We start from the raw sequence: 26,890 nt of genomic DNA, 5'->3' as shown, positions 1-26,890 counted from the left end.
TTACTTCGTGATTTCGTGATTTGTCGCGGCTGCCGTCGGCGTGTTGCGCCGATAGACCTTGAAAGTCTGTTCATCGTCGCCGTCGCGCGAGCCTTTCCAGAACGGCGTCCATTCGCCCGCCGGCAGACCGGTGCCGAACGGCGTCTGGACGATGGTCCAGCGGCAGCCGGTTCTCAGGGTCTGGTCGACGGGCTGGTGGAGAATGCCGGTGTAATAAAACAGCATCGGCGCTTCCGATTCACCCAGGCCGATACTGGCCATGCAATCGCCGTTGCGCCATTCCGGTTTCAGCTGGTCCGACAGGCGGGCGTAGACATATTCAAAGCTCTTGGCGAAATCGCCCCATGGCAACAGCAGGGTGTAAGCCGCGCCCCACATCAGCGTCAGGCCGGCGAACCAGCTCAGCGCGCCGCGCCACTTGCCGCATTGTTTCAGGCGCGGCAGGCAGCATAGCCAGCCCAGCGTCATCAGAATCGCCGCACCCAGCGCCAGCGGCTGCAGCGGCGTGATGAAGCCGAGCGGCAGCCATTTGGCGAGGTAAGACAAATAATGATGGTGTTCAACCGGACCGATGGAAATCACGTAGATCGTCCATACAAGTGCGGTCATCGCGCCAAAAAACAAGCGCGCAAACCAATCCCAGCTCAGGTGCACCCAGTCGTGCAGGCGGTCGATGGCGGCCGATCCGAGCAGGCACAGCGGCAGGATCAACGGCAGCAGGTACAACTGGCGCGCAGTGGCCGACATCAGCAGCAGGGCGACGCACACCGAAGTGAACGCCAGCGGAACGGCCACGCGCGGCTGACGGATTCTGCGCCATTCGCCGCCGGCCATCGCCAGCACGGCCAGCGGCGCTCCCGGCAGCGCAAAGCCGGTCAATGCGCGGAAGATCACTGTGTGGTCGTTATCGGAGCCAAGCTTCTTGACGGAGAAGCCGAGGAAACGGCCGACGTTGTTGTCCCAAAACCATTCCATGAACAGCGGCATCGAATGCTGCGCCAGCAACGCCGGCCAGATGATGAAGAACGGCAGCGACACCAGCACGGCCAAACCGACCATGCGGAGGTAGGAGCGGCAGCGGCACTCGCGCACCAGCAAGCCGACCAGCAAGGCGGTGGCAGCGTAGATGACGGGAACGAACAGGCCCTTGGACATTTCGGCAATGCCCACGCCGAGGCCGAACCAGAGCGCCGCCGACAGCCGCGGCGTCTTGCGTTGTTCGTTGAGCGCGATCCGCAGCAGGCCGTACATGGCAATCGTGCCGCCGCACACCAGTGCGACGTCGGTGAACATGTCATGTGCATGCTTGATCATGCCGACCGTGCCGGCGAACAGCGCCAGCGTGCCAAGCACGCGCGCGTTCAGGAAACCATCTTCGTTCCAGGCGGCGCGCGCAATCCGCGCCACGAACAGCAGCGTCACCAGCATGAAGAACACCGACGTCACGCGTGCGCCGTCGGCATAGCTGAGCCAGGGATGCAGCGCGGTGGCGAACAGCGCGGCGCTCCAGTAATACAACGGCGGCTTTTCCATGAAGGGTACGCCGGCGTTGGTCGGCACCAGATAGTCGCCGCTGGTGAGCATGTGATGGATCATGCCGAAGCTGTAGGCTTCATCCTGTTTCCAGGGGCCGTGTCCGAAGATACCGGGAAGCAAGTAGGCGCATGCCACGGCTGCCAGAATCAACCATGCCGCCTTCGGCGAAAGGTGCTGCTGGAATGGCGTCAGGTAGGGAGAGCGGACAGGCGAAAGCATAAAATTGAATACGAGCAACAGGCTGAAATGGGCAACCGTCTATTGTTACATAATGATCAAACCGGAAACATGGCGTTACAAAACGAAACATGAAAATTAAGTAAAGAAATGCCGCGCATTGGGAATTCGACGGTGTTCCACTCAAGCGATTCGGAAAAAGCAGTGCCGGATTTGTTTGCTGCTAACATATCGGGTTTGCGGGTTTGCCGGTTTGGGTAGCCGTCAACGCGGTCTGTTGATTTTTCACCCGGTCTTGCAGAATGCTCAGCCACGTCGTCTCCACCATTTCCACCATGAACGCCAATTCTTCCGAATCCGCACAGAAAGCCGGCATGTCCGGCGCCGAAATCCGTGCCAGCGCCTCGCTGGCATCGATTTTCGCCTTGCGCATGCTCGGCCTGTTCCTGATCCTGCCGGTATTCGCGGTCCATGCCAAAGGCATGTCGGGCGGCGAAAGCGCGGCCATGGTCGGACTCGCCATGGGCATCTACGGTCTGGCGCAATCGTTCGGCCAGATCCCGTTCGGCATGGCATCCGACAAATATGGCCGCAAGCGCGTCATCGTGGTGGGACTAGTGTTGTTTGCCCTGGGTTCTTTCATTGCCGCGGGCGCGCAGGATATCGGCTGGGTCATCGCCGGCCGCGCCATTCAGGGTGCGGGGGCGATTTCGGCGGCGGTGACTGCCTTCATCGCCGATTCGACGCGCGAAGAACATCGCACCAAAGCTATGGCGATGGTGGGTGGCTCGATCGGCCTGACCTTCGCGGTGTCGCTGGTAGCCTCGCCGTTGTTATATAAGGCAATCGGCATGGGCGGCATCTTCGGGCTCACCGGCGTATTGGCGCTGGCTGCCATCGGCGTAGTGCTGTTCGTGGTTCCCGATGCGCCGATGGTCAAGGCGCGCCGCGTGCCGCTGGGCGAGGTGCTGCGCCATGGCGAGTTGATGCGCCTGAATTTCGGTGTATTCGCACTGCACATGACGCAGATGGCGATGTTCGTGGTGTTGCCGGCGGCGCTGGTGCAATATGCCGGTTTGCCGGTAGCCGAGCACTGGAAGATTTACCTGCCCGTGGTGCTGGCCTCGTTCGTCTTCATGCTGCCGCCGGTGTTCATCGGCGAAAAGCGTGGACTCATGAAGCAGGTGTTCGTCGCCGCCATTTCCTTGCTGCTGTTGGTGCAGATCGGCATGTGGCTGACCTTGTCGCATTTCGCCGCGCATTGGTGGGTGCTGGTGTTGCTGTTGTTTGCATTTTTCATCGCGTTCAACATCCTGGAAGCCTGCCAGCCGTCGCTGGTGTCGCGCATTGCACCGGCCGCCGCCAAAGGCACCGCGCTGGGCGTCTACAATACGCTGCAGGCGCTCGGTCTGTTCTGCGGCGGCGCGCTGGGCGGATGGCTTAAACAATATGCCGGCGCCCCCTCGGTGTTTGTAATGTGTGCTGTGGCAACACTGACCTGGCTTATAATCGCGTCTAACATGAAAAATCTGCCGCGCCGCGGCGTCCAGCCGGCAAGCGCAGCTGCTTAATCAGTGAATCAATTATCAAATTTAGTGAAATCCAGGAGAAACAATGGCATCGGTCAATAAAGTCATCATCGTCGGCAATCTCGGACGTGACCCGGAAACGCGTTACATGCCCAATGGCGAAGCCGTCACCAACGTCGCCGTCGCCACGACCGAAAGCTGGAAAGACAAGAACAGCGGTGAAAAGAAAGAACTCACCGAATGGCATCGCATCACCTTCTATCGCAAGCTGGCTGAGATCGCCGGCCAGTACCTGAAAAAGGGTTCGCAAGTCTACGTCGAAGGCCGCCTGCAGACACGCAAGTGGACCGACAAGGACGGCGTCGAAAAGTACACGACTGAAATCATCGCCGACACCATGCAAATGCTGGGCGGCCGCCAGGGCATGGGCGGTGGCGCGTCGGATGACGGCGGCAGCGGTAGTTATGGCGGCGGTGGCGGCGGTGCGCCGGCGCGTCAGAGCCCGGGTGGCGGTGCTGGTGGCAATGGCGGCGGAGGTGGCGCAGCGCGCGCGCCGGCGGCAGCTCGTCCGGCGCCGAACTTCTCGGATATGGATGACGACATCCCGTTCTGATCGATACCTCGGCACAATAAAAAACCGGCCCTCGCGAGAGCGCCGGTTTTTTTATGGCCGCAAGGATGTCAGCGCGCCGGATGAAAACCGTCGAACGCCACTTGCAGCATGTGGCGCACGATATCCTCGTTGCTCATCTTGCTGAAGCGCTGCAGGTATTCCACCGCCGGATCGCAGGTGCGCGCGTAATAGCTGAACAGGATGACGTCGCTGGGCAGGGCGGCGTCGAGCTCACCGCTTTTCTGCGCCGCCAGCACTAGTTTTTCGATCTGACCGTTGAGCTTGAGTACGCGCGTGACGTACTTGAGGTTGCGCATGAGCATGTCGCGCACATGTGCGCTGGTCGACGGCAGAAACGGCAGGCCGCCGTCCAGCCGCACGCGCAAGGCCCATTCCAGCAGTGCCGCCAGCTTGTTTTTCGGACTTAACGCAGCATCGAGTTGCGCCAGATAGTCCACCGCGCCATCGATCAGACGGATCAGCGCTTCGCCGACCAGGTCTTCCTTCGATTTGAAATGCTTGTACAGGCTCGGTTTGGAGATCCCCACCGCGCCGGCGACGTCGTCCATGGTCATCAGGTCGTAACCCTTGGTGCCCAATACGGACGTGGCCGCATCCAGAATGGCGTTCTCACGCAGCTTGAAGGCTTGATCCTTGAAGCTTAATTTGCCAAAAATACTCATTGGTAGCTTTAGTTACTAATTGGTAGATTTTATTTTATATTGGTAGTAATCTTAGCACCGAAGTGGCAAAAGCAGCAAAACCAACAACGCGCAAACGGGCGCATGCACGACAAAACGACACGAAAGGTCGCCAATGACGCAAGCAAGGCAAAAAATCGCAGTGATCGGGGCCGGCATATCCGGCCTTGCGAGCGCGTATTTCCTTGCCCGTGAGCATGACGTCGTGGTGTACGAAGCCGGCAGCTATATAGGGGGCCATACCAACACGGTGGACGTGACGCTGGAAGGCCTGAGCTTTCCGGTCGATACAGGATTTCTGGTGTTCAACGAAGCGACCTATCCGAATCTGATCTCCTTGCTCGACGAACTCGGTGTCGACAGTTACACCACCGACATGTCGTTCGGCGTGTCGCTCGACGACGGCGGATTCGAATGGGCAGGCACCAGCCTGGATACGGTGTTTGCACAGCGCCGGCGATTGCTGTCGCCGGCTTTCCTCGGCATGTTGCGCGACATCCTGCGCTTCAATCGCGCGGCGGAAAGCAATCTCGCCGCCAGCCTCGATGCGCCTGTAACGCTGGAACAGCTGCTGGCCGCCGGCAGCTACGGCGCGATGTTTCGCGATGCCTACCTGCTGCCGATGGCGGCGGCGATCTGGTCAAGCGCGCCGGCGGATATCTTGCAATTCCCGGCCGCGACCTTCCTGCGCTTCTGCCTCAATCACGGATTGCTGCAGGTCAATGATCGCCCGCAATGGCGCACGGTCAAAGGCGGCGCGCGCGAATACGTCAGGAAGATCACGGCCACCCTGCCGGCGGTGCGGCTCAACACCGAGGTGCTGACGGTGCTGCGCAGCGACGACGCGGTGACCGTCCGCACGCATAGCGGTTACGAACAATTCGACAGCGTCGTGTTCGCCACGCATGCTCCGGATACTTTGCACATGCTCACTGACGCCGATGCCGAAGAGCGCGCCCTGTTGTCGGCAGTACGCTATCAGGCCAACACTGCCTACCTGCACACCGATCTGTCGCTGATGCCGCAGCGGCGCAAAGTCTGGTCTTCCTGGAATTACCTCGGTGCAGCTTCTGCGGCGCAAGACGGCGCCCGTGCGGTGTGCGTCAGCTACTGGCTCAATCAATTGCAGGCGTTGCCATGCAAGAGCGCGGTGATGGTGACGCTCAATCCATTCTCGCCGCCCGCCGCCGACAAGACGATCGCGAAGTTCGACTACGATCATCCGGTATTCGATCAGGCGGCCATTGCTGCACAAAACGTCTTGGCTGCCATCCAGGGAAAACGACGCACCTGGTTCGCCGGCGCCTGGACTGGTTACGGTTTTCACGAAGACGGCCTGAAATCGGCGCTGCGCGTGGTCGCGGATTTTGGTGTGGCGCCGTTATGGGCGAAGGTCTGACCATGACGAACCCATGCGCACCGGCCTATCTGGTTCGCGGCCAGGTCATGCACGAGCGGCTGCGCCCGGCGCAGCACCGCTTCGTCTACCCGGTGTTTTATGTGCGCCTGAATCTGGCGCGGCTGTCCGCTGCGAACAATGCCTGGTTCGGCGTCAATCGCCCGCGGTTGATGTCGCTCAGGACACGCGACTACGGTCCGCGCGACGGCAGCGATCTGGACGGCTGGATGCGTGCGCAACTGGCCGACGCCGGCTTGCCTTGCGACGGTGAAATCTGGCTGCAGACTTTTCCGCGGCTGTTCGGCTTCGTGTTCAATCCGGTCAGCTTCTGGCTGTGCCATGACAGCAGCGGCGCCTTGCGCGCCGTACTGGCCGAAGTGAACAACACCTTCGGCGAGACGCACCGTTATCTGCTGGCTGACGGCGAACGAAAAGCGATTACGCCCGACACGCGCCTGGTCTGCGCCAAAGCCATGCATGTGTCGCCGTTTTGCGAAGTACGCGGCAGCTACCGGTTTCGCTTTCGCGATACGGAGAAGACCACGCTGATCGGCATCGACTATGAAGACGGCGCCGAGAATTGCGAAAGCCCCGGCGTACTGATCCACACCACCGTCGGCGGCCGCTTGCAGGCAATGACGTCGGCGGTCGCGTTGCGCGCCTTGCTGACGCAGCCTTTCCTGACCTTCGGCATCGTCGCAAAAATTCACTGGCAGGCCTGGAAACTCTGGCGCAAGCGCGTGCCGTTTTTCCGCAAGCCGGCCCGTCCAACGGATAGCGCGGTTGCGACCGCCAATTTCAACAAGGAGATGTCACCGTGAACCCGACCGAGATGAAGCACTTCAGCGCATCCATGCCCGAAGCTGCGCTATCGAATTCATCGCGTCCCCTGGACGCTTCCGTCTCCGCACCGCCGGCCACGCGCCTGTTTCTGCGCCTGCTCAATTGCCTTGCGCACGGTCACCTGCAACTGGTTACGCCGCACGGCAATACGCTGACCTTCGGCGACCTGCATCAACCGCCCAGCGCGCAGATGATCATTCGCGACTGGCGCGCCTGCGCCCGCATGCTGCAATCGGGCGACATCGGTTTCGCCGAAAGCTATGCCGCCGGCTGGATCGACACGCCCGACCTGAGCGCGCTGCTGCGTCTGTGCCTGCGCAACCAGGCGGAACTGGAACGCATGATGTTCGGCGGCAAGCTGGCCGGGCTGTGGTATCGCCTGCGGCATCTGATGCGCGCCAATACGCGCGCCGGCAGCCGCAAGAATATCCATGCGCATTACGACATCGGCAATGCCTTCTACCATCAGTGGCTCGACAACAGCTGGACCTATTCGAGTGCGATCTTCAACGGCGATCACGGACAAAGCCTGGAGGCGGCGCAGGCGCAGAAGTATCAGCGCATCATCGATCAACTCGGTTTGCGGGCCGGCGATCACGTGCTGGAAATCGGTTGCGGCTGGGGCGGCTTCGCTGAACACGCTGCGGTGCGCGGTATCCGCGTGCACGGCGTGACGATCTCGGCGGCGCAGTTGCAGGTGGCGCAGCAGCGTATCGCCGTGCGCGGCCTCGGTCATCTGGCCAAGCTGGAATTGTGCGACTACCGCGATTTGAAAGGCGAGTACGACGCCGTGGTCTCGATCGAAATGTTCGAGGCCGTCGGCGAGCGCTTCTGGCAGCAGTATTTCGATACCGTGTCGGCGCGCCTGAAAAAGGGCGGCCGCGCAATGATCCAGTCGATCACGATTGCCGAGCAATACTTTAAACGCTATCGCAGCACGTCCGATTTCATCCGCCAGTACATCTTCCCGGGCGGCATGCTGCCGAGTCCGGAACGCTTCTGCGCCAAGGCGCGCAACGCCGGCCTTCAGACCCTCGATCAATACCGTTTCGGTTTCGACTATGCGGAGACGCTGCGCCGTTGGCACGCCTCCTTCCTGCGCGCCCGCGATGCGATTCAGGAGCAGGGCTTCGACGAGCGCTTCATGCGCCTGTGGCAACTCTACTATGCCTATTGCGAAGTGGGTTTCGATGAGGAGCGCACCGATGTCATTCAGTTTATGTTACGGAAAGGCTGATTGCGTAAGCGGGTGTTTCTGCAGAGGTGTTGCAGCATGCATCTTGCTCGCGGTCGCATTGTTCGCCGGTCCTGCACAGGCGGCGGGCTGGCGTGACGATCTGCCGCAGGCGCACCTGCAGGGTAGCGCCGGACTGCGCTGGTTCGGGCTGAAAATTTATGACGCATCACTGTGGAGCGCCGCGACGCCGTTCGATCCCGAACAGCCGTTTGCGCTGGAGTTGACCTATCAGCGCAGTATCAGCCGTGCGCGCATCGTGCAGACCAGCATGGATGAAATCCGCCGCCTGTTCGGCGACCGTTACAGCAACGAGCAATTGCAGCGCTGGGAAGCCGACATGACGCGCGCCTTCACCGACGTCAATGAAGGCGATCAGCTCACCGGTGTCTATCTGCCGGGCATCGGCTGCCGTTTCTACAGCCGCACGCGCTTGCTGGCGGAGGTGCGCGATGCGGAATTCGCGCGCGCCTTCTTCGCCATCTGGCTTGATCCTCGCACCAGAGATACGCAATTGCGCAATCGCCTGCTGGGAGCAGAAAAATGAAGGCAGTCCAATGAACAGCGAAAGTCGGCTTCGCTATCTCGCCTACGGTTTGCTTGGCCTGCCGTTGGCGATGTCGGCTTTGCCCGTGTATATCCAGGCGCCGCTGTACTACACCTCCTATCTCGGCGCCACGCTGGCGGGCACCGGCTGGGTCTTGTTCCTGGCGCGCATCGTCGATACGGTGCAAGACCCCTGGCTCGGGCAATGCATCGACCGATTGCACGGCGCGAGGTTGACTTTATGGATGACGCTGGCCGCGTTGTTGCTGGCGCTGGCGTTCTTCGGCATCTGGTTGCCGCCGCAGAGCGTGCGCGCTTCAGGCGGCTATCTGCTGGCGTGGCTGGGCGTCATGCTGATCGTTGCCTATACCGCGCACAGCATGCTCAATATTGCCTATCTGGCGTGGGGTGCGCGCTTGTCGGAAGACGCCGGCGGCTTGCTCGGCGCTTCCGCCTTGCGTGAGTTGATGGGTTTGTTGGGAGCGGTCCTGGCGAGTGTGATTCCGGGCTTCATCATGGTCAGCGGGGCTCGCAGCCAAAGTGGTTTCGCGCTGTATTCGGCCGCTTTCGCCGTGGCATTGGCGGCGTCGCTGGCGGCTTTGCTGTGGCTGGCGCCGTGCTGGAACAAAGTCGCGGCGCAGGCGGGCGGCTGGCGCAATGCCGTGGCGACGATGAAATCCAATCCGGGATTTCGCCGGCTGCTGTTGCCGTATTTCCTGAACGCCGTCTCGGTGGCGATACCGGCGACGCTGGCGCTGTTTTTCATCAATGACAGATTGCAAGCGTCGGATTACGCCGGCGGCTTTCTCGCGACGTATTTCATTTCTACCGCGATCGGCTTGCCGCTGTGGGTAATCGCCGCCAAACGCGTCGGTGTATTGCAGGCCTGGCGCGCCGGCATGTTGCTGGCGATCCTTGCTTTCAGCGGTACGGTGTTGCTGGGCGCGGGCGATGTCCTGCTTTATGGCGCTGTGTGCGTAGCAGCGGGTCTGGCTCTGGGAGCCGACCTGGCCTTGCCGCCGGTATTGCTGGCCAACGTGATCGGCAGGCACGAAAGCACTGCCGCCTATTACGGCGTCTGGACGTTGCTGGCGAAACTGGCGCTGGCGATCTCCGGCCTTGCCTTGCCGCTGCTGGCGCTGTTCGATTATCAACCCGGCATGAGCGGCAACCCGGCGCTGGGCTGGGTGTATGCCGCCGTACCCTGCGTATTCAAACTGATCGCCTTGCTGTTGTTGAAAACGACGCCGGCATCCGATTCTCTTGCTGTTTTACCGGAGACAACTTCATGAAAATCATCCGCTGGTTTGCAGCCTTGTCGCTGCTCACGTTGCTGGGCGCCTGCGCCGGCACCGACGTTTCGCACTACGCCAAGAACGAGCCGGTATTCGACCCGGTGCAATTTTTCAGCGGGAAAACGGAGGCCTGGGGCATGTTCCAGAAACGCGGCGGCGAAGTCGTCAAGCGCTTTCATGTCGACATCACCGGCAGCGCGCAGGACGGCAAGCTGACGCTGGACGAGCGCTTCCGCTATGACGACGGCAGCACCCAGCAGCGCGTCTGGACACTGATCAAACAAGCCGACGGCAGCTGGCGCGGCACCGCCGGCGACGTTGTCGGCGAAGCGGTCGGCCATGCCGCCGGCAACGCGTTGAACTGGCGCTATACCCTGTTGCTGCCGGTCGACGGCAAGACGTATGAAATGCACATGGACGACTGGATGTATCAGATGGACCAGCGCACCATGATCAACCGCACCAGCATGAGCAAGTTCGGACTGGAAGTCGGACAGGTGACGCTGTTCTTTCGCAAGCAGGACTGACGGAGACCATGATGTTTAGTCCCATGAACAAGCCCGTGCACGACTGGACCGGCAAGCGCATCTGGCTGATCGGCGCCTCCAGCGGCATCGGCGCCGCATTGGCGCGGCAGGCGTTGGCGATGGGGGCGCAGGTGGCGATCTCGGCGCGCCGCCTGGAGGCCTTGCAGGCCGTGGCGGGGACCAGCGACAAGGCCCTGATCCTGCCGTTCGACGTACTCGATCACGCCGCCTGGCGCGCGCGTCACACCCAGATCTGCGCGGCATTCGGCGGCGTCGACCTGATGCTGTTCTGCGCCGCCGATTATCGTCCCGAGCGCAGCTGGGAGGTCAGCGATGACGTCGCCGAGCAGACCATCAAGACCAATCTGGTGAGCGTCTATTCGGCCTTGTCCAGCGTGCTGCCCGACATGCTGGCGCACGGCAGCGGCGGCATAGCGCTGGTGGCCAGCGTGGCCGGCTACATGGGTTTGCCGAATGCCAGCGTCTACGGTCCCGGCAAGGCGGCCCTGATCAACCTGGCGGAAATTCTCTACAGTGATTTGCGCAGCAAGGGCATCAATGTCTATCTGATCAATCCCGGCTTCGTGAAGACCGGCCTGACGGAGAAAAACGATTTCGCCATGCCCGCAATACAAACGCCCGCCGCCGCAGCGGTCGAAATCTGGAAGGGCATCGCCGAGGGACGTTTTGAAATCCATTTTCCGCGCCGCTTTACGCGTATCCTGAAGCTGGTCCAGATGCTTCCCTATCGCTGGCGCTTCGCCTTGTTCCACCGTTTCTTGCACATGACCTGACTGACATGACTGAGATCAGATTCAAAGACCGACTCGATGCGCTGGCCGAATGGTATGTCACGCTGACGCGACAAAGCGTGCGCCACATCGGCCAGTTCTATGCGTCCGACGTGCACTTCAAGGATCCGTTCAACGACATCCGCGGCATCGCGGCCATGATCGCCGTGTACGAACACATGTTCGACACGACCGACAATCCGCATTTCATCATCCACGACCGCATGATCGACGGCGATCAGGCCTTCATTACCTGGGTGTTCGAGTTCGAACTCAAGGGCAAGCACTACAGCGTTGTCGGCAGCACGCATCTGAAGTTCAATGATGAAGGCCTGGTCGTGTTGCATCGAGACTACTGGGACGCGGCGGAAGAGCTGTTTCAGAAATTGCCGGTCATCGGCGGATTGATCCGCTGGCTGCGCAGATTGTTCGAGACCAAAATCGACCTTACGGCAGGCCGCGGATGATGTCGTAGTTCTTGTCCAGCGCCGGCACGAATTCCTGGGCACGCAGGTTGCTCAGTGTTGCCTGCACATTGGCGCTCTTCTTGTTGAAAAAGACGGCGCGGATTTTCTTCTGGATGTCCTCGCACAGCTGGCCGCGATAGACGAAGGGATCGAAGGGAATCGGCGCCGATTTCCACAGCACGCGCACATCGGCGCGTTTGACCTTGCCGGCGGCGATCAAGGCGCCGAGATTGGCGCTGGCGACGAAGGCGGCGTCGACTTCCTGGTTGAGCACGGCGCTGACCGATTGCTCATGATTGCCGGAATAGCCGATCCGCGAAAAGTATTTGTCCAGCGTCGTGCCCAACTGGCGCGCAAACACATGCAGCGGGATCAGCGCACCCGAGGTGCTTTCCGGATCCGCCAATGCCAGTCGCTTGCCCTTCAATCCCGAAATCGACGTCACCGGGCCGTGCTGGCGCACGATCAGCAGCGAGTAATATGCCGCCGTATTGCCGTCGCTGAATGCATCGGCCATATTCATCAAGGTCGCGAATGGCGTGATCTGCGGATCACTCTTGTGCGCCGAGACATAAGTCGCCGGTCCCAGCCGGGCGACGTCGACGGCGCCGGCCAGCAAGCCCTCATTGACGGCTCCGTAGGAGGCGGGCGTAATCGCCTCGACCGGTATGCCAAGCGATTTCTCCAGATCATTGAACAGCGGCTTCAAGGCAGCGCCATCGTCTTGCAATTCACCTTGCGGCACAAACGAGAAGCGCAGCCGCGCCGGTCGCTCGCATTGGGCGGCGTCGGCCGGCAGGCTGTTGAGCGTCAGGATCAGCAACACGATCAGCACTGACAGCGGAAACAAGGGGAGCAGCGGCAGCGCCACGCCGCCGCGCAGGGTATGCGGAATTTTCCGGACGGCCTGCGCCAGCGTCAGCAATGCATTCAGTGTATTCATAGCGGATCGAATCTCCCTTTTTGCAATACCGGCTCGATCTGTTCCGCCGATACCGGCCGTTGCAGGTAAAAACCTTGCACCTCATCGCAGCCGATCACCTTCAGATGCATCAGTTGCTCCTTGCTTTCCACGCCTTCAGCGATGACCTTGAGGCCGAGGTTGCGTGCCAGCGACACGGTCGAGGCGACAATCATGGCGTCGCTGTTGTCGTTGCGGATGTCGCGGATGAACGAGCGGTCGATCTTGAGCGCATAGACCGGCAGCGTCTTGATGTGGCTCAGGCCGGCGTAGCCGGTGCCGTAGTCGTCGAGCGAAATGCGCAAGCCTTCCGCGCGCAGTTTTTCCAGCACAGCCTTGGCGCTGTCGATGTCGTCAATGAAGCAGCTTTCGGTGACTTCGATCTCCAGCAGGAAGGGCGGCAGCTTGTATTTTTTCAGCGCGTCCAGGATGGTCTCCAGCAGCAACTCATCCTGCAATTGTTTGACCGAGACGTTGATGGCGACCGGCACCACCTTGAGGCCGCGCTTCTTCCAGTCGGCGAGTTGGCGGCAGACCGCCTTGATGACCCAATGTCCCAGCGGGATGATGAGATCGTGGTCTTCGGCCAGTGCAATGAAGTCGTTGGGGAAGATCAGTCCGTGCTCGGGATGCTCCCAGCGGATCAGCGCCTCCATGCCGACGATGTCGAAATCGTGCATCTCCACCTTGGGCTGGTAGTGCAGGCAGAACTCGTCGTTCTTCAGCGCCTGGCGGAAGCGCGCCAGCAACTCGAGCCCGCGCGCGGCGGAAGCATTGAGCGAGGCGTCGTAAAATCGGTAGGCGCCGCTGCCGGCTTTCTTGGCGGTGTACATCGCGGCGTCGGCGCTGGTCAGCAACTGGTCGACGCTCTGGCCGTCGCGCGGATACAGCGCAATGCCGATGCTGGTGGTGGTCAGGACTTCATGGCCTTCGAGGTCGGGGTAGGGCGCGCTGATGGCGGCGATCAGTTCCCGGGCGATCTGGGCGACACGTTCTTCGGCGGCGATTTCGGACACCAGCACCACGAATTCATCGCCGCCCAGCCGCGCCACCAGGTCGTATTCGCGCAAGACTGCGCGCAAGCGCGTGGCGACGGTCTGCAGCAAGGCGTCGCCGACAGCGTGGCCGAGCGTGTCGTTGATGACCTTGAACTTGTCGAGGTCGAGGAAGAACAGCGCATACAACTTGCGGCTGCGACGCGCGCGTGACAACTCGGTGGCGGCGATTTCGTGGAACAGCATGCGGTTGGGGATGCCGGTCAGGTAGTCGTGCGAAGCCAGTTGATAGGCGCGTGATTTTTCCTGTTCGAGCTGATCGATCAGGCCGCTCTTTTCCCGTTCCGAGAACAGCAGTTTTTCGTACAGGCGTTTGCGCCGGTGTGCGATGTTGATCAGTCCGTAGCAGAACAGCAGCACGATGACGGAAATGATGATCGCCTGGTAGCGGTAGTCGCGATGCGGCAGCGCCAGCTTGCCGAGCACGAAGTCGGGATCGCGGCTGACGATCACAGCCAGCGGATAGCGATCGAGTTTGCGTTGTACACCGATCTGCTGTTCCTGCTCGCCCGGGCGGACGGCACGGATTTCACCGTCGGCCTTGTTGTCGACCAGGAACAGCGCATAGTCTTCGCCGGCGAAATTGCTGCCGCCCGAGAGCGTGCTGCCGCTCAGTTCGGCAAGCTGGAAGCCGGTGGCGTTGAGGATTTCGATGCGGCTGCCGCTGCCGACGCTGACGTCCTTGTAGGTCTTCAGGAAATACCCGAGGTCAAGGATTGCCGTGAAAAATCCCTGCAATTCATTGTTCTTGTTCTTCAGCGGGATCAGCAAGGGCACGCGCCAGGTGTAGCCGTCCTTTTTCAGCGGCGGGCTGATGATCATGCCACCCTGGCGTTGCGAGTACATCAGAGACGACACGTAAGCGGCGTTGATCAACTGGGAAAACTCGGGCTCCTCTTTTTGCCGCGCCGAGGAATAGACCAGCCTGGCGTTGGCGTCGAAGATGGCTACGCGCAGATACGCCGAGTCGCCCAAGAACAGCGGCGACAGATAACTTGCGGCGTGCGCGTCGCCGTCCAGCACCGACTGGCCGATGCGGGAATAGAGCAGCGCCTTGCTGAGGACTTCCTCTAGGTTGGAAGAGATGATGGCGGCGACGTTCCTGCTGTCGGACAGCGAGCTTTCCACTGCCAGCGCCTTTTCATTGCGGATGCGTGTGAAGGTGATGGACCAGATCACGATCAGCAGGAAGCAGGACAGCAGCAAATACACAGATGACAGCCCCCGGCCGTCCTGAAACGCCGAGCTCAGCCAGGCCGGCCGCGTCGATAGTTGTAACCGCAATACCCGCAATAACCGCAATTTGTTGCCTCAATATGGAATGCCTCTGCGTGACCGCAAAGTGTTTCCCAGAGAGTAAGCGGCTAATGTGTCGAATTGATGACAAGACGGCGCAATTGTGAATCGTGCGGAGTGTGCCGGGAAGAAACAGAAGGAGAGGGGGGATGGCGTGCGCCGGAACGATGCTGTATGTTCCGGCGCGGTCAGATTGACGCCAGCTCGCCCTTAGTAGACGCCGCGCGTCTTGAACGGCTGGTACTGATAGAGCCAGGTTTCCGACAGCGTCTGGTTCTTGTGGCGCAGGTACAGGCGCAGATCGACAGGATCGTCGCCGTCGACGGTGAGGTCGAACTGCGCGCGCCAGTGGCCGGCTACGCCATTCGGCACGGCTTCGGTGAAGACATACGAGAAGCTGCCGCGTGACGATGACAGTACGGCCTCGGGCAATTCGCCGAAGGCCAGCTTCTCCAGCGGGGCACCCTTGAACTCGACCATGAACTTGCGCACGTTTTGCGGACGCGCCTGGCCCGGCTGGCCGCCGTTACCGAGGCGCGTGGCGACGCAGCGCGCCAGCGGCGACGGAAACGGCTCGTCCTTCATCCAATGCAGGCGGTAGCGCAGGCGATAGCTGCTGCCGGCGGCGGCTTTGGCTTTCGGCACCCACATCGCGACGATGTTGTCGTGGATTTCATCGTCGGTCGGGATTTCGATCAGTTGCACCGAACCTTCGCCCCAGCCTTCCAGCGGCTCCACCCACAGGCTTGGACGGCGCTCGTAATGCACGCCATCCTGATAGTGGTCGAAGTTGCGGTCGCGCTGCAGCAGGCCGAAGCCGCGCGGATTGTTGTCGCCGAACGCCGAGGCGGTGATGCGCGCCGGGTTGTTGAGCGGACGCCAGATGTGTTCGCCGTTGCCGTTCCAGATCGCCAGGCCGTCGGAGTCGTGCACCTCCGGACGCCAGTCGGCGCCGGTGCCTTTGACGGCTTCGGAATACCACAGCATCGAGGTGGCCGGCGCGATGCCGAGACGTCCCACGTCCTGACGCAGGAACAGTGCGCAGTCGACATCCATGACGACGTCGGCGCCGCGGCGCATGATGAACTTGTAAGCACCGACGATGCTGGGGCCGTCGAGCACGGCATACACCACGACGGTGTCGCTCTTGTCGGCCGGCGTTTCGAAATAGAAGTGCGTGAAGTTGGGAAACTCTTCCGGCTTGCCGGCCTGGGCGACGTCGATGGCGATGCCGCGCGCCGACAGGCCGTACTGATACAGGTCGCCGATCGCGCGGAAATAGGAGGCGCCGAGGAAAGCCACCCAGTCGTTCTTGCGCCAGTCGAGTTTGGCCTGATCGCCACTGCGGCTTTCCTGGAAGCGGAAACCGGCAAAGCCGCTGCCGCGCGGCAGCTTGCGCGCGGGGCTGTCGGCCGGCATGTCGAAATAACTCTCGTCGTACAGGATTTCGCGCGCCTTGGCGTTGTTGCCTGTTCCCTCCAACGTGTACATGTGCACCGGCGCCTGGAAGAAGCGGCCGAGATGGAAGAAGGTCACCGGGAATTGTCCGGGACCATTGGCGAACAGCGATGCATCGGTATTGAATTTGATCTTGCCGTGCGCCTCGTAATCGATCTTGTCGAGGATCTCGGCCGGCGGTTTGTTCTGCGGCTTGTAGGGCGATTGCGCGGCCGTACGCACTTGTGCGATCAGCGCGTCGAACGAGAAGGGCGCAGGATTGCCGAGCTTGATGCGATTGGCGGCGAGCGCTTCGGGAGGAATGCCGAGGGCGGCGAGAGCGGCGGTCGCTGTGGCAGAGCTCAGGAAGGTGCGTCGATTGATCATGGGCAATAGATGTCGAATGAATAATGCTGCGTGAAAACAGCAAAGGTTGGTCGGGAGCGCAGCGTATGCAAGTGGATCGCATCAGTGAAGCAAACCAGCTTGAATGCGATGAATGAAGACGCGGCAAGGCGGAAATCCTAGCATGACGGGGGCACCCGCGTGGGCGCTTGGTATCGGACCGTCATGATTTCCTGAAAGCTACTTGATAAAGAGTCTCATCCCCGGGCTTGGTTCCTGTTTCTTTATGTATTTTCTATGGACGCATAAAAATTAATTGAGTAAAATTCGCCGGTCATTGGGGAGTAGTCGCCTTCCGCCCTGAGGAGGGGCTTATGTCAACATACTTGGTCCACACGACCATGGCATAAGCGGTCCTAAAAGCTTGACAAGACCTTTGACCACATTGCCTCCGGAATGGCCGGGGAGAGGTGTGGTCAATCGTTTTTTTGTCCGGCCATGGAGACCCCAATTGGATGCATTTCTCATTTCTACCGGCGTAGTCGCTTTAGCTGAAATCGGCGACAAGACGCAACTGCTGGCCTTTATCCTCGCTGCAAAATTCCGCAAACCGATTCCCATCATTCTGGGCGTTCTGGTGGCGACCATTGCCAATCACGCCTTTGCCGGCGCGCTCGGTGCATGGATCACGTCGCTGGTCTCGCCCGAAACCATGCGTTGGGTGCTGGGCATCTCCTTCATCGGCATGGCGATCTGGACGCTGATTCCCGACAAGTTCGACGAGAGCGAAGCCAAGTTCGCGCGCTTCGGCGTGTTCGGCACCACCGTGATTGCCTTCTTCCTCGCCGAGATGGGCGACAAGACGCAGGTGGCGACGGTGGCGCTGGCGGCGCAGTACCACGCCTTCATCCCGGTGGTGGCGGGAACGACGCTGGGCATGATGATCGCCAATGTGCCGGCGGTGTTGCTGGGCGACCGTATCGCCGGCAAGATTCCGGTGCGCATCGTGCACAGCATTGCGGCGCTGATATTTGCGCTCATCGGTGTGGCGACGCTGCTGGGCGCCGGCAAATCGCTGGGCTTCTGATGCCCGGCGCAACTCTTCGCGCACAATAAAAAACGGCCCGCATTGCGGGCCGTTTTTCTTGCTGCGTCAGATAGTGATCAATACGTATAGAAGATCTTCTGGATTGCTTTGGTGTCGCTGGTCTTGGTCAGCGCCAGCATCAGCAGGATGCGGGCTTTCTGTGCGTTCAGCGTGTCGGAGACGACGAAGTCCAGCTTGTCGTCATCCGCTTCGCCGTTGCGCGCCACGATGCCTTGGCCGACGCGGCTGGCGCGAACGATTACAACGCCTTTCTTGCGCGCTTCGCTCAGCGATGGCGCCACCATGTTGTTCAGGCTGCCGTCACCCACACCGGCGTGGATGATGCCCTTGGCGCCCGCGGCGACGAAGGCGTTCAGCGCGATCGGGTTCATGTTGGCGTAGCCGTAGACGATGTCGACTTGCGGCAGCACATCCAGCTTCGAGATGTCGAATTCGGAATCAACAGTGTGCTTGCGGGTCGACTGGCGATAGAAGAACGGCTTGCTGCCCTGGATGTAGCCCAGGAAACCCAGTTCAGGCGTCTTGAAAGTATCCAGTGTCGAGGTGTTGGTCTTGGTGACTTCGCGCGCAGCATTGATTTGATCGTTCAGTGTGACCAATACGCCCTTGCCGATGGCTTCCTGGCTGCCTGCCAGCAGGACGGCGTTGTACAGGTTGATCGGGCCGTCGGCGCTGATCGCTGTCGATGGACGCATGGAGCCGACGATCACCACCGGCTTCTTGCTGTGCACGGTCAGGTCGAGGAAGTAGGCGGTCTCTTCGATGGTGTCGGTGCCGTGCGTGATCACGATGCCGTCAACGTCGCTTTGCGCCAGCAGCGTGTTCACGCGCTTGGACAGCTTGAGCCAGTAGTCGTTGTTCATGTTTTCGCTGGCGATCTGGAACACTTGCTCGCCCTTGACGTTGGCGACTTTCTTGAGTTCCGGAACGGCGTCGATCAGCGCTTCAACGCCGATTTTTGCAGCGGTGTAGCCGACGGTTGTCGTGCTCGATGCGCCGGTGCCGGCGATGGTGCCGCCGGTTGCCAGGATCATGACGTTGGGAAGTTTTTGCGCGTGCGCGATGGAGACCAGGGCGGCACAGGCCAGGATCAGAAACTGGCCGAATATCTTTTTGGAATGCATGTCGTTCCTCTTGATTAAAGTATGTTTTTGTCGTCTCTTCTCCATGCGTTTCAGCGCGAGCAGATGCACGCCGACGCTTGCCCTTGTGAGGCGCGGAGAGCAGCCAAGATAGCACTCATTGGCGTGACTTAGAAGATATGTCGAGGGATTTTTGGAAGTATTTTTATACGTCGATTGCGACGCCGATTTTGTGCCCGCAAGGGGTGCGCCGGATGCGCTTTTTGAGGGCGGGAAAAATCCCCTTTTGCACTCTAATCGACCGTCGTCGGAGCGGTATTTGCATACTGAGAGGAATGCAGAAAACCACGCAGCACGATGTTTCGATACTTTGAATTTTTCACACTCCTGATTTTTGTTAAATGAAAAAATCAGCGGGTGGAATATTTGATTCTATTCAAGAATTGCGAGCAGCGGGAAAATCAACGCGACGTCGTTGCGCGACGCGTCAATCTCCGGAATTCAGTTGGCCTTTTTGTTTATATAGGTACAATGAAATCGGACGTTGCCGAGATGAATTCTTGTTGAATTCATACCGAACCGGGGCCAAGCGTCATGAGCCCGTGAACCGGAATTGATTGGAGCCAAGTTGTTGACCGAAAAATTTACCGATCCGCAAGCGGCGGTCGATCGTGTGATCGAGATCTATGAGAGCAACACCGCCATCCTCCGTGACGCCTTCAAGCTGTTCGCCAAAGGCGAAGTGCTGCAGGACCGTGTGCGAGCGTGCTATCCCTTCGTGCGCATCACCACCGAGAAAGTCACCCATACCGATACGCGCCAGTCATTCGGCTTCGTTGCCGGTCCCGGCACCTATCAGACCACGCTGACGCGCCCGACGCTGTTCAAGAATTACCTGCTGAGCCAGTTCACGCTGCTGCTGCAGAATCACCAGGAGCCGCTCGAGGTCGGCGTCAGCGAGTTGCCGATTCCCGTGCACTTCGCCTTTGCCGAAGGCATCCACGTCGAAGGCGATCTCGATCCCGAGCATCTGCGTCTGCTGCCTGATGTGTTCGACTTGCCGGACCTGGCCGAGATGGACGACCGCATCGTCAACGGCACCTATGAAGTCGACAACGGCGGCTGGCGCGACGGCGTGCATCCGTTGGCGCTGTTCACCGCGCCGCGCATCGATTATTCGCTGCATCGCCTGCGCCATTACACGGCAACTGCGCCCCAGCATTTTCAACGCTATGTACTGTTCACCAACTATGCGTTCTATGTCGACGAGTTCGTGCGCATGGGCCGCGAACTGATGCAGGCCACCGACGATCCGGAACTGCGCACCTACCGCCAGCAATACACCGCCTTCGTCGAACCCGGCAACGTCACTACACCCAACGCCAACGTCGAAGGCATGAAGGGCGTGGCCGGTTCCGGCACGGCGCCGCTGCGCCAGCCGCAAATGCCTGCCTATCATCTGCAGCGTTCCGACGGCTCCGGCATCACGCTGGTCAACATCGGCGTCGGGCCTTCCAACGCCAAGACCATCACGGACCACATCGCCGTGCTGCGTCCGCACGGTTGGATCATGCTCGGTCATTGCGCCGGCCTGTCGTCGTCGCAGCGCATGGGCGACTACGTGCTGGCGCATGCTTACGTACGCGACGATCACGTGCTCGACGATGACCTGCCGTTGTGGGTGCCGATCCCGGCCCTGGCCGAAGTACAGCTGGCCTTGCAGGACGCGGTGGCGAGCATCACGCAGTTGGAAGGCTACGAGCTCAAACGCATCATGCGCACCGGCACCGTGGCCTCGGTCGACGACCGCAACTGGGAGTTGCGCGACCACCGCACGCCCTTGCTGCGCTTCAGCCAGAGCCGGGCGATTGCGCTCGACATGGAAAGCGCCACGGTGGCGGCCAACGGTTTCCGCTTCCGCGTGCCTTATGGGACGCTGTTGTGTGTGTCGGACAAACCGCTGCATGGCGAAATCAAATTGCCGGGCATGGCGAATCGTTTCTACGAGCAGCGCGTGGCGCAGCATCTGAAGATCGGCATTCGCGCACTGGAATTACTGCGCAACCATGGCGTAGAGCAGCTGCACAGCCGCAAGCTGCGCAGCTTCGGCGAGCCGGCGTTCCGTTGATTCACTGATTGGGACGCAAACAAAAAGCGCCGGTGCAAGAGATCGCATCGGCGCTTTTTTTATGCTTCCGGCTTTCTATGCCGGTGCAAGCTTACTGTTCCGGTCGCGTGCGGCAAGCCAGCCGTAAAGCGCAGCCCCTGCCAGCAGCGTGGCAGCCGCAATCGACAGCGACGGCGTGAACGAGCCGCTGACGTGCACCAGTTTGGTCGCCAGCGGCGGACCGACGATCTGGCCGATGCCATAGGAAGCGGTCATCAGGCCCATCAATCCGGGTGCGTGATGGCTGCGCAGGCGGCGCGCTTCGCGCATGGCGAACAGCGTGATGGCGGTGAACGGCAGGCCCAGCAGGATGCTGCCCAGCGCGAAGCCGAACTCGTTGGGCAGGATCGCGCTGATGATGACGCCGATCGCCTGCATGACATAACTGATTGCCAGCAGCAGGCGCTGGTCGGCATGCACCGGGATGCGTGTTGCGCCGAGCGCACCTAGCGCCACACACAGTCCGAACAGCGGCCAGAAGAAATCGGGCCAGGACGACCCCGGCAACGCCTGGCGTGCAATCACCGGCAGGAAGGTCGCGGTGATGATGTAGCCGAAGCCGGCCAGGCCGTAGGCCAGCACCTGCCAGCGGACTTCGCGCGTTACGGCTGCGGGCTCGGTGTACTCCTGAGCGGCAGCGGCGCCGGCGCGCAGGTCAACTTCTCCGCGGAAGGTTTTCCACACCAGCAGCGTCAGCAACGCCGCCATCACGCCGAACGCCAGCCACCCGGCTGCCGCATGCCAGCCGCCGGCCACCATGGCGCTGCTCGACAGGCCGGTCAGCATGATGCCCAGGCCGGGACCGGAATAGATGATTCCTCCCAAAGCCGGAAATTGTAATTGTGCCAGTCGCTGCAGGCACCAGCCGGAGCTGTAGACGAACACCAATGCGCTGGCCATGCCCGACAACAGACGCAGCAGCAGCCACAGGCCTGGCGCATGGAAGGCGCCCATCCCCGCCGTCAGCAGCACCGTCGCGAGCAGCCCGGCGCGGATCGTGCGCGTTGGCGGCAGGCCGCGCCAGAACGCGCACAGCAGGGCGCCGATAAAGTAGCCGAGATAATTCGACGTCGCCAGCCAGCCGCCGCTATTGAGGTCGATGGTCTGATCGTGCAGCATCATCGGCAGCAGCGGTGTGAAGGCGAAGCGGCCGATGCCCATGGCCACCGACAGCGCGATCAGGCCGGAAAGGGCGATGCGCAAGGCGGTCTTGCGGTTGGCTTGCGTGTCCTGGATATGCTGAGTAGTCATGTCTTCCCGTGGTGATGCCGGTCGGCGAGGGTTGCGCGCTTGAGGAGCTGCGCTGCCGCGGCATTTCTGTTATTGCGCGAATATTGCTGATGGCGTAATGGTAGCTTGTCTTTATCATCCTAAAAAATGAATAATAAGAATGGATTCATCTGTTTTAGGGATGTTTGATGAAAGTTATTGCAGCAAGGCTGGCGGCGTACGCGCCATCCACAGGAGAACAGCATGGAAATTGCCGCACTTGAAATTTTTCGCGCCGTGGTCAGCGAAGGCGGCATCACGCGCGCCGCCGAGCGCCTGCATCGCGTGCAGTCGAACGTCACCACGCGCATCCGCCAGCTGGAAGAGTCGGTCGGCGTGCCGCTGTTCATCCGCGATCGCAAGCGGCTGCTGCTGACGCCGGCCGGCGAGATCTTGCTCGATTATTCCGAGCGCATCCTCGGGCTGGTGCAGGAGGCGCGCCAGGCGGTGTTGCCGCAAGGACCGCGCGGCCGCTTGCGTGTGGGGGCGATGGAAAGCACTGCGGCCAGCCGTTTGCCGGGGCCGCTGGCGGCATTTCACCAGCGCTGGCCCGAGGTGCAGCTGGAACTGACCACGTCTGCCTCGCAGATGCTGATCGACCAGGTGCGCGCTTTCAAGTTGGACGCCGCCCTGGTGGCCGGGCCGATTGATGATGGTGTCTTTGTGGCAACGCCGCTGTATCAGGAAGAGCTGGTGATCGTGGTGCCGCGCGGACATGCACGGGTGAAGAGCCCGGATGACCTCACCGTCGAGACGTTGATTGTGTTCGAGCAAGGTTGCGCCTATCGCAAGCGCGCCGAACACTGGTACGCGTCCGGGACGATCAAGGGGCGTCGGCCGGCGCGTTTGCTTGAACTGGGGTCGTATCACGCGATGCTGGCATGCGTCGCGGCCGGCGCCGGGATCGCATTTGTTCCGCGAACGATATTAAATATGCATGGACAACAGAATTTTTCGACCTATTCTTTAGGCAAGGATGGTCGCATCACCACGTATCTGATTTGTCGACATGATCAACAGACAACGGTTTACGATGCCTTGCGCACCTTGTTGCTGACTGAGTCCTGACGCTTCGCGGTGCATCGCTGAACCCCAGGTCGGATCGGCGTAACAATTTGTAAAAAACGCTGCGGTCAGGCAATGCTTTTTTTATAGTCTGGTTTCCCCCTCCATTCTCTCCCCCGAGAATGGGATTTACCCCGCGAGCCGCAAGGCGCGTGGGGTTTTTTCTTTGTGCGTCACTTTCGGCGCGATCATTTTCCTTTATTTCCCTTTTGGAATGATCAGGCTTTCTCGGGCCGCGGACTGGATCGCCAGCACCGCCGGATGCGTCAGGCGACGCTCCACCGAAATCGCGTAGAACTGTTCGGTGATCTGTTCGGTCTGGCCGATCTGCACCACGCCGAGTTGCTGCTTCAGTTGCGCGGCGACCGCCGAGGGGGCGGCAAAGATGCCGGTGCCGGCTTCGCCGAACGCGTTCAGCAAAGCGCCGTCATCGAATTCGCCGGCAATCTGCGGACGTATCTTTTCCTTCTCGAACCAGCGCAGCAATCTGGGACGCACCGCAGCGTCTTCACCGGGCATCAGGAAGGGGGCGCCATCCAGACTCTGCGGAAAATTCTTCTTGTGCACTTTGGCCAGCGCAGGCGTGGCGAAAAAGCTGGTGCTGCATTCGCCCAGCAAGTGGCTATAGCCACGCACGTCAATGTTGCCCGGCATCGGGCTGTCGGCGATGACAATGTCGAGCCGATGGATGGCGAGGTCGCCGAGCAGGTTGTTGAGCTTGCCTTCGCGGCAGACAATGCGCACCGGATCTTCCAGCTTCAACGCAGTTTCCAGTAGCAGGTAGGCGATGGTCTTGGGTACGGCATCGGCGACACCGACACGGAACTGCAGCGGTCTGCCGCCGGGGCGAAAGCGCATCACTTCTTCGAGTTCTTCCCCGAGGGTGAAAATCTGGTCGGCATACGCAAACACGGTGCGGCCGGCGTCGTTGAGTTCCAGCTTGCGGCCGACGCGGTTGAACAGCTTGTAGCCGAGCGTCTCCTCGAACAGGGTGATCTGCCCGCTGATGGTCTGCGCGGTAAGGTGCAGGCGCTCACCGGCGCGGGCGATGCCGCCGGTCTTGGCGACGGTCCAGAAGTAGTGCAAATGTTTGTAATTGAGCGCGGCCATGGTGTTTTCAATACATCGGTTTTTACGAAGAGAATGAAAAGTATATTCGAATTTTCAAGAGTATCGGATTTGGCTAAAGTGGCACCTGTCTATTGCACAGCCATGGAGGCCAACATGAAATGTCCCGTTTGCACTACCGTCAATCTGAGCATGAGCGATCGTCAGGGCGTGGAGATCGATTACTGCCCGCAATGCCGCGGCGTCTGGCTCGATCGCGGCGAGCTAGACAAGTTGATCGAACGCGCGCAAGCCGCAGCGCCGCAAGCGGCCGTGCGCGCTCCGGCGCCGCCGCCGCAATATGCGTCGCAGCAGCCGGCACCGCAACAGCGCGGTTACGACGACCGCTTCGGCCACGGCCGTGAGTACAAGGAACATTCGGATTACCGCTCGCGCAAGAAGAAAGGTTTTCTGGGCGAGATTTTCGATTTCGACTGATGTAGTAACGAACATATAACCAAAGGGGAAATACCGTGAACGGTGTAGAAAGTTTTGCAAGTCCGCTGATGTGGGGCGGCTTTATCGTATTCGTGCTGGGTATGCTGGCGTTCGACATGCTGGTGCTGGGCGGTCGCCATGCGCACAAGGTGACCGTCAAGGAAGCGCTGGGCTGGTCGGCGGCGTGGGTGATGCTGGCGCTGCTGTTCAGCGGTTTGCTGTGGTGGTATCTGGATCACAGCATCGGACGTGAATTTGCAAATCAGAAGAGCCTGGAGTTCCTGTCCGGCTACCTGATCGAGAAGTCGCTGTCGGTGGATAACATCTTCGTGTTCCTGGTGATCTTCGGCTACTTCGCGGTGCCGGCGGAAATGCAGCGGCGCGTGTTGTTATACGGCGTGGTCGGCGCCATCATCATGCGCGCCGTGATGATCTTGCTGGGCGCATGGCTGATCGCACAGTTCAGCTGGATCATGTACCTGTTCGGCGCCTTCCTGATCGTGACCGGCATCAAGATGCTGATCTTTGCGGACAAGGAGAGCGACCTCAACGACAATCCGCTGTTGAAATTCCTGCGCAAGCACATGCGGATCAGCAACGAGTACGACGGCGAGAAGTTCTTCACCATGCGCAACGGTGTGCGCTATTTCACGCCGCTGATGCTAGTGCTGATCCTGATCGAAGTGACGGACCTGGTTTTCGCGGTTGACAGCATCCCGGCGATTTTTGCGATCACCACCGATCCGTTCATCGTGTTCACGTCGAACATGTTTGCGATCATGGGTTTGCGGGCGCTGTACTTCCTGCTGGCTGACGTGGCGGACCGTTTCCACTATCTCAAGTACGGTCTGGCGCTGGTGCTGGTGTTCGTGGGCGGCAAGATGCTGCTGGCGTACTGGTTCCACATTCCGGTGATGCTGTCGCTGCTGGTGGTTGCTGCAATCCTCCTGGCATCGGTGCTGATCAGCCTGGTGTTGTCCAAAAAGAAAGTGTCAGCCTGATACCGGTTAGATCCGTGAAGGCTGAATAAATTAGGGTCGGAGTGATTTACAATCGTGAATCGCTCCGGCCCTTTTCTTTTGATCCTTCCATCCTTCCTCTTATGGCTCGCCTGCCCCGCCTGGTTGTTCCGCATCAGCCGCATCACATCATCCAGCGCGGCCACGACGGCCAGGTTGTGTTCCGCGACGCCGCTGACCATGCGGCCTTCCTCGACTGGCTCAAGGAAGGCGCGAAGCGCTTCAAGGTCGCCATTCACGCTTACGTCCTGATGCCGGACCACGTGCATTTGCTCGCCACGCCGGCGGATGCTGACGGGCTGGCACGAATGATGCAATGGGTAGGCCGGTATTACGTGCCCTACATCAACCAGAAATACCAGCGCAGCGGCACCCTGTGGCAGGGACGCTACAAGGCGACGGTGCTGGATGCGGAGCGCTACCTGCTGCTGTGCAGTCGCTACATCGAGCTCAATCCGGTGCGCAACGGCCTGGTCGGGAGTGCACTGGACTACCCCTGGTCGAGTTACATGCATCACATTGGCGCAAAGCCGGACCCGTTGATTACCGACCACAGCGTGTATTGGGCGCTGGGCAACACGCCGTTTGACCGCGAAATCGCCTACAAGCTGGAAGCGGAGCAATCGCTGGGGCAGGCCGAGGTCGATGCTATCAGTCAGGCCACGCTGAAGGGTTGGGCGCTGGGTGCGGAAGAGTACAAAAGCGGGCTGGAAAAGCAGGTCAGCCGCCGGGTCAGTCCGGCAAAGCGCGGCCGGCCGGTGAAGAAAATTGATGGGGCTGCCTCTTCGGACAAAGAGGAAGCGGACATTATTCCTGAATAACTCTCAATGAATACAAAGAGTTAGAGAGTTGATCCAATAAATGTGATTACTCTGTCCCCAAT

25 protein-coding genes and 1 riboswitch are annotated in these 26,890 nt (G+C 60.4%); of the genes, 16 read left to right on the top strand and 9 right to left on the bottom strand.

Features of this window, described 5'->3' with window-relative positions:
- Together E4P32_RS17255 and E4P32_RS17250 are read right to left on the bottom strand one after the other, a co-directional pair.
- On the bottom strand, window positions 1–1,755 hold the full coding sequence (locus E4P32_RS17255; protein ID WP_116436443.1) for a glycosyl transferase: 1,755 nt from the start codon (window positions 1,753–1,755) through the stop codon (window positions 1–3).
- Between the two features lie 56 nt (window positions 1,756–1,811).
- On the bottom strand, window positions 1,812–2,027 hold the full coding sequence (locus E4P32_RS17250; RefSeq protein WP_135008757.1) for a hypothetical protein: 216 nt from the start codon (window positions 2,025–2,027) through the stop codon (window positions 1,812–1,814).
- Between the two features lie 60 nt (window positions 2,028–2,087).
- Here E4P32_RS17250 and E4P32_RS17245 point away from each other — a divergent pair, with 60 nt between their 5' ends.
- Complete coding sequence (locus tag E4P32_RS17245; RefSeq protein ID WP_116436645.1) at window positions 2,088–3,284, top strand: MFS transporter; 1,197 nt, start codon at window positions 2,088–2,090, stop codon at window positions 3,282–3,284.
- A 43-nt stretch (window positions 3,285–3,327) separates the two neighbouring features.
- Complete coding sequence (ssb, locus tag E4P32_RS17240; protein WP_116436442.1) at window positions 3,328–3,855, top strand: single-stranded DNA-binding protein; 528 nt, start codon at window positions 3,328–3,330, stop codon at window positions 3,853–3,855.
- A gap of 68 nt (window positions 3,856–3,923) precedes the next feature.
- On the opposite strand, the gene E4P32_RS17235 is transcribed toward ssb, so the two are convergent.
- Window positions 3,924–4,538, bottom strand: coding sequence for a TetR/AcrR family transcriptional regulator (locus E4P32_RS17235; protein ID WP_116436441.1), 615 nt, complete (start codon window positions 4,536–4,538; stop codon window positions 3,924–3,926).
- A 133-nt stretch (window positions 4,539–4,671) separates the two neighbouring features.
- On the opposite strand from E4P32_RS17235, the gene E4P32_RS17230 reads away from it, so the two are divergent.
- From E4P32_RS17230 to E4P32_RS17195, 8 genes are read left to right on the top strand one after another with little or no spacing between them, the layout of a single operon-like run.
- The gene (locus E4P32_RS17230) at window positions 4,672–5,955 is read left to right on the top strand and encodes an FAD-dependent oxidoreductase (RefSeq protein WP_116436440.1); all 1,284 of its coding nucleotides are present in this window, start codon (window positions 4,672–4,674) and stop codon (window positions 5,953–5,955) included.
- A gap of 2 nt (window positions 5,956–5,957) precedes the next feature.
- On the top strand, window positions 5,958–6,776 hold the full coding sequence (locus tag E4P32_RS17225) for a DUF1365 domain-containing protein (protein ID WP_167735703.1): 819 nt from the start codon (window positions 5,958–5,960) through the stop codon (window positions 6,774–6,776).
- A 32-nt stretch (window positions 6,777–6,808) separates the two neighbouring features.
- Window positions 6,809–8,035, top strand: a complete 1,227-nt coding sequence (locus tag E4P32_RS17220; protein ID WP_116436644.1) for a cyclopropane-fatty-acyl-phospholipid synthase family protein — start codon at window positions 6,809–6,811, stop codon at window positions 8,033–8,035.
- A 43-nt stretch (window positions 8,036–8,078) separates the two neighbouring features.
- Window positions 8,079–8,579 carry a chalcone isomerase family protein gene (locus E4P32_RS17215; protein WP_233526765.1) on the top strand — a complete coding sequence of 167 codons (501 nt, stop codon included), beginning with the start codon at window positions 8,079–8,081 and terminating at the stop codon, window positions 8,577–8,579.
- A gap of 10 nt (window positions 8,580–8,589) precedes the next feature.
- Window positions 8,590–9,870, top strand: coding sequence for an MFS transporter (locus E4P32_RS17210; protein ID WP_116436437.1), 1,281 nt, complete (start codon window positions 8,590–8,592; stop codon window positions 9,868–9,870).
- Complete coding sequence (locus E4P32_RS17205; RefSeq protein WP_116436436.1) at window positions 9,867–10,400, top strand: DUF3833 domain-containing protein; 534 nt, start codon at window positions 9,867–9,869, stop codon at window positions 10,398–10,400. Before E4P32_RS17210 ends, E4P32_RS17205 begins: the two co-directional genes overlap by 4 nt.
- 8 nt (window positions 10,401–10,408) lie before the next feature.
- The gene (locus E4P32_RS17200; RefSeq protein WP_233526764.1) at window positions 10,409–11,194 is read left to right on the top strand and encodes an SDR family NAD(P)-dependent oxidoreductase; all 786 of its coding nucleotides are present in this window, start codon (window positions 10,409–10,411) and stop codon (window positions 11,192–11,194) included.
- Between the two features lie 5 nt (window positions 11,195–11,199).
- The gene (locus tag E4P32_RS17195; RefSeq protein ID WP_116436434.1) at window positions 11,200–11,658 is read left to right on the top strand and encodes a nuclear transport factor 2 family protein; all 459 of its coding nucleotides are present in this window, start codon (window positions 11,200–11,202) and stop codon (window positions 11,656–11,658) included.
- Here E4P32_RS17195 and E4P32_RS17190 read toward each other — a convergent pair.
- The 3 genes from E4P32_RS17190 to E4P32_RS17180 form a co-directional block, all read right to left on the bottom strand.
- The gene (locus E4P32_RS17190) at window positions 11,639–12,601 is read right to left on the bottom strand and encodes a phosphate/phosphite/phosphonate ABC transporter substrate-binding protein (protein WP_116436433.1); all 963 of its coding nucleotides are present in this window, start codon (window positions 12,599–12,601) and stop codon (window positions 11,639–11,641) included. The two genes, E4P32_RS17195 and E4P32_RS17190, sit on opposite strands and share 20 nt — an antisense overlap.
- Entirely contained in the window at window positions 12,598–14,958 is a 2,361-nt protein-coding gene (locus E4P32_RS17185; protein WP_348533514.1) for an EAL domain-containing protein, read from the bottom strand. The genes E4P32_RS17190 and E4P32_RS17185 overlap by 4 nt, the downstream gene beginning before the upstream one ends.
- A 222-nt stretch (window positions 14,959–15,180) precedes the next feature.
- Window positions 15,181–16,794 carry a glucan biosynthesis protein D gene (locus tag E4P32_RS17180; protein WP_116436432.1) on the bottom strand — a complete coding sequence of 538 codons (1,614 nt, stop codon included), beginning with the start codon at window positions 16,792–16,794 and terminating at the stop codon, window positions 15,181–15,183.
- Between the two features lie 285 nt (window positions 16,795–17,079).
- A riboswitch (yybP-ykoY riboswitch) is annotated at window positions 17,080–17,259 on the top strand.
- Window positions 17,260–17,263: 4 nt separating this feature from the next.
- Between E4P32_RS17180 and E4P32_RS17175 the strand changes: the two genes are divergently transcribed.
- Complete coding sequence (locus tag E4P32_RS17175) at window positions 17,264–17,839, top strand: TMEM165/GDT1 family protein (protein WP_116436431.1); 576 nt, start codon at window positions 17,264–17,266, stop codon at window positions 17,837–17,839.
- Window positions 17,840–17,916: 77 nt separating this feature from the next.
- On the opposite strand, the gene E4P32_RS17170 is transcribed toward E4P32_RS17175, so the two are convergent.
- Window positions 17,917–18,984 carry a type II asparaginase gene (locus E4P32_RS17170; RefSeq protein WP_116436430.1) on the bottom strand — a complete coding sequence of 356 codons (1,068 nt, stop codon included), beginning with the start codon at window positions 18,982–18,984 and terminating at the stop codon, window positions 17,917–17,919.
- A gap of 586 nt (window positions 18,985–19,570) precedes the next feature.
- Between E4P32_RS17170 and E4P32_RS17165 the strand changes: the two genes are divergently transcribed.
- Window positions 19,571–21,070 carry an AMP nucleosidase gene (locus tag E4P32_RS17165; RefSeq protein WP_116436429.1) on the top strand — a complete coding sequence of 500 codons (1,500 nt, stop codon included), beginning with the start codon at window positions 19,571–19,573 and terminating at the stop codon, window positions 21,068–21,070.
- A gap of 75 nt (window positions 21,071–21,145) precedes the next feature.
- Here the strand turns inward: E4P32_RS17165 and E4P32_RS17160 are convergent, their stop codons facing one another.
- Complete coding sequence (locus E4P32_RS17160) at window positions 21,146–22,360, bottom strand: YbfB/YjiJ family MFS transporter (protein ID WP_116436428.1); 1,215 nt, start codon at window positions 22,358–22,360, stop codon at window positions 21,146–21,148.
- A gap of 222 nt (window positions 22,361–22,582) precedes the next feature.
- Here E4P32_RS17160 and E4P32_RS17155 point away from each other — a divergent pair, with 222 nt between their 5' ends.
- A complete protein-coding gene (locus E4P32_RS17155; RefSeq protein WP_116436427.1) occupies window positions 22,583–23,446 on the top strand; it encodes a LysR substrate-binding domain-containing protein in 864 nt (287 codons plus the stop codon).
- 195 nt (window positions 23,447–23,641) lie between these two features.
- On the opposite strand, the gene nhaR is transcribed toward E4P32_RS17155, so the two are convergent.
- Entirely contained in the window at window positions 23,642–24,553 is a 912-nt protein-coding gene (gene nhaR / locus E4P32_RS17150; RefSeq protein WP_116436426.1) for a transcriptional activator NhaR, read from the bottom strand.
- Between the two features lie 114 nt (window positions 24,554–24,667).
- Here nhaR and E4P32_RS17145 point away from each other — a divergent pair, with 114 nt between their 5' ends.
- The 3 genes from E4P32_RS17145 (at window position 24,668) to E4P32_RS17135 (ending at window position 26,828) form a co-directional block, all read left to right on the top strand.
- Window positions 24,668–24,988 carry a zf-TFIIB domain-containing protein gene (locus E4P32_RS17145; RefSeq protein ID WP_116436642.1) on the top strand — a complete coding sequence of 107 codons (321 nt, stop codon included), beginning with the start codon at window positions 24,668–24,670 and terminating at the stop codon, window positions 24,986–24,988.
- Window positions 24,989–25,023: 35 nt separating this feature from the next.
- Window positions 25,024–25,989, top strand: coding sequence for a TerC family protein (locus tag E4P32_RS17140; RefSeq protein WP_116436425.1), 966 nt, complete (start codon window positions 25,024–25,026; stop codon window positions 25,987–25,989).
- Between the two features lie 101 nt (window positions 25,990–26,090).
- On the top strand, window positions 26,091–26,828 hold the full coding sequence (locus tag E4P32_RS17135; protein ID WP_116436424.1) for a transposase: 738 nt from the start codon (window positions 26,091–26,093) through the stop codon (window positions 26,826–26,828).
- Window positions 26,829–26,890 lie beyond the last annotated feature (62 nt).

The sequence above is a fragment of the Herbaspirillum sp. 3R11 genome, assembly GCF_004563925.1.
GTDB lineage: Bacteria > Pseudomonadota > Gammaproteobacteria > Burkholderiales > Burkholderiaceae_D > Herbaspirillum.
The sequence above is the reverse complement of the archived record's forward strand: the minus strand, read 5'-3'. Positions and strand labels throughout refer to the sequence as shown.

What these genes read in the sequence shown, in the direction of transcription:
- E4P32_RS17155 (WP_116436427.1), top strand. Translation starts at nt 22,583, where the DNA reads ATGGAAATTGCCGCACTTGAAATTTTTCGCGCCGTGGTCAGCGAAGGC.
- E4P32_RS17170 (WP_116436430.1), bottom strand. Translation starts at nt 18,984, where the DNA reads ATGCATTCCAAAAAGATATTCGGCCAGTTTCTGATCCTGGCCTGTGCC.
- E4P32_RS17145 (WP_116436642.1), top strand. Translation starts at nt 24,668, where the DNA reads ATGAAATGTCCCGTTTGCACTACCGTCAATCTGAGCATGAGCGATCGT.
- E4P32_RS17200 (WP_233526764.1), top strand. Translation starts at nt 10,409, where the DNA reads ATGATGTTTAGTCCCATGAACAAGCCCGTGCACGACTGGACCGGCAAG.
- E4P32_RS17160 (WP_116436428.1), bottom strand. Translation starts at nt 22,360, where the DNA reads ATGACTACTCAGCATATCCAGGACACGCAAGCCAACCGCAAGACCGCC.
- E4P32_RS17245 (WP_116436645.1), top strand. Translation starts at nt 2,088, where the DNA reads ATGTCCGGCGCCGAAATCCGTGCCAGCGCCTCGCTGGCATCGATTTTC.
- E4P32_RS17235 (WP_116436441.1), bottom strand. Translation starts at nt 4,538, where the DNA reads ATGAGTATTTTTGGCAAATTAAGCTTCAAGGATCAAGCCTTCAAGCTG.
- ssb (WP_116436442.1), top strand. Translation starts at nt 3,328, where the DNA reads ATGGCATCGGTCAATAAAGTCATCATCGTCGGCAATCTCGGACGTGAC.
- E4P32_RS17195 (WP_116436434.1), top strand. Translation starts at nt 11,200, where the DNA reads ATGACTGAGATCAGATTCAAAGACCGACTCGATGCGCTGGCCGAATGG.
- E4P32_RS17180 (WP_116436432.1), bottom strand. Translation starts at nt 16,794, where the DNA reads ATGATCAATCGACGCACCTTCCTGAGCTCTGCCACAGCGACCGCCGCT.
- E4P32_RS17205 (WP_116436436.1), top strand. Translation starts at nt 9,867, where the DNA reads ATGAAAATCATCCGCTGGTTTGCAGCCTTGTCGCTGCTCACGTTGCTG.
- nhaR (WP_116436426.1), bottom strand. Translation starts at nt 24,553, where the DNA reads ATGGCCGCGCTCAATTACAAACATTTGCACTACTTCTGGACCGTCGCC.
- E4P32_RS17255 (WP_116436443.1), bottom strand. Translation starts at nt 1,755, where the DNA reads ATGCTTTCGCCTGTCCGCTCTCCCTACCTGACGCCATTCCAGCAGCAC.
- E4P32_RS17210 (WP_116436437.1), top strand. Translation starts at nt 8,590, where the DNA reads ATGAACAGCGAAAGTCGGCTTCGCTATCTCGCCTACGGTTTGCTTGGC.
- E4P32_RS17225 (WP_167735703.1), top strand. Translation starts at nt 5,958, where the DNA reads ATGACGAACCCATGCGCACCGGCCTATCTGGTTCGCGGCCAGGTCATG.
- E4P32_RS17220 (WP_116436644.1), top strand. Translation starts at nt 6,809, where the DNA reads ATGCCCGAAGCTGCGCTATCGAATTCATCGCGTCCCCTGGACGCTTCC.
- E4P32_RS17230 (WP_116436440.1), top strand. Translation starts at nt 4,672, where the DNA reads ATGACGCAAGCAAGGCAAAAAATCGCAGTGATCGGGGCCGGCATATCC.
- E4P32_RS17190 (WP_116436433.1), bottom strand. Translation starts at nt 12,601, where the DNA reads ATGAATACACTGAATGCATTGCTGACGCTGGCGCAGGCCGTCCGGAAA.
- E4P32_RS17135 (WP_116436424.1), top strand. Translation starts at nt 26,091, where the DNA reads ATGGCTCGCCTGCCCCGCCTGGTTGTTCCGCATCAGCCGCATCACATC.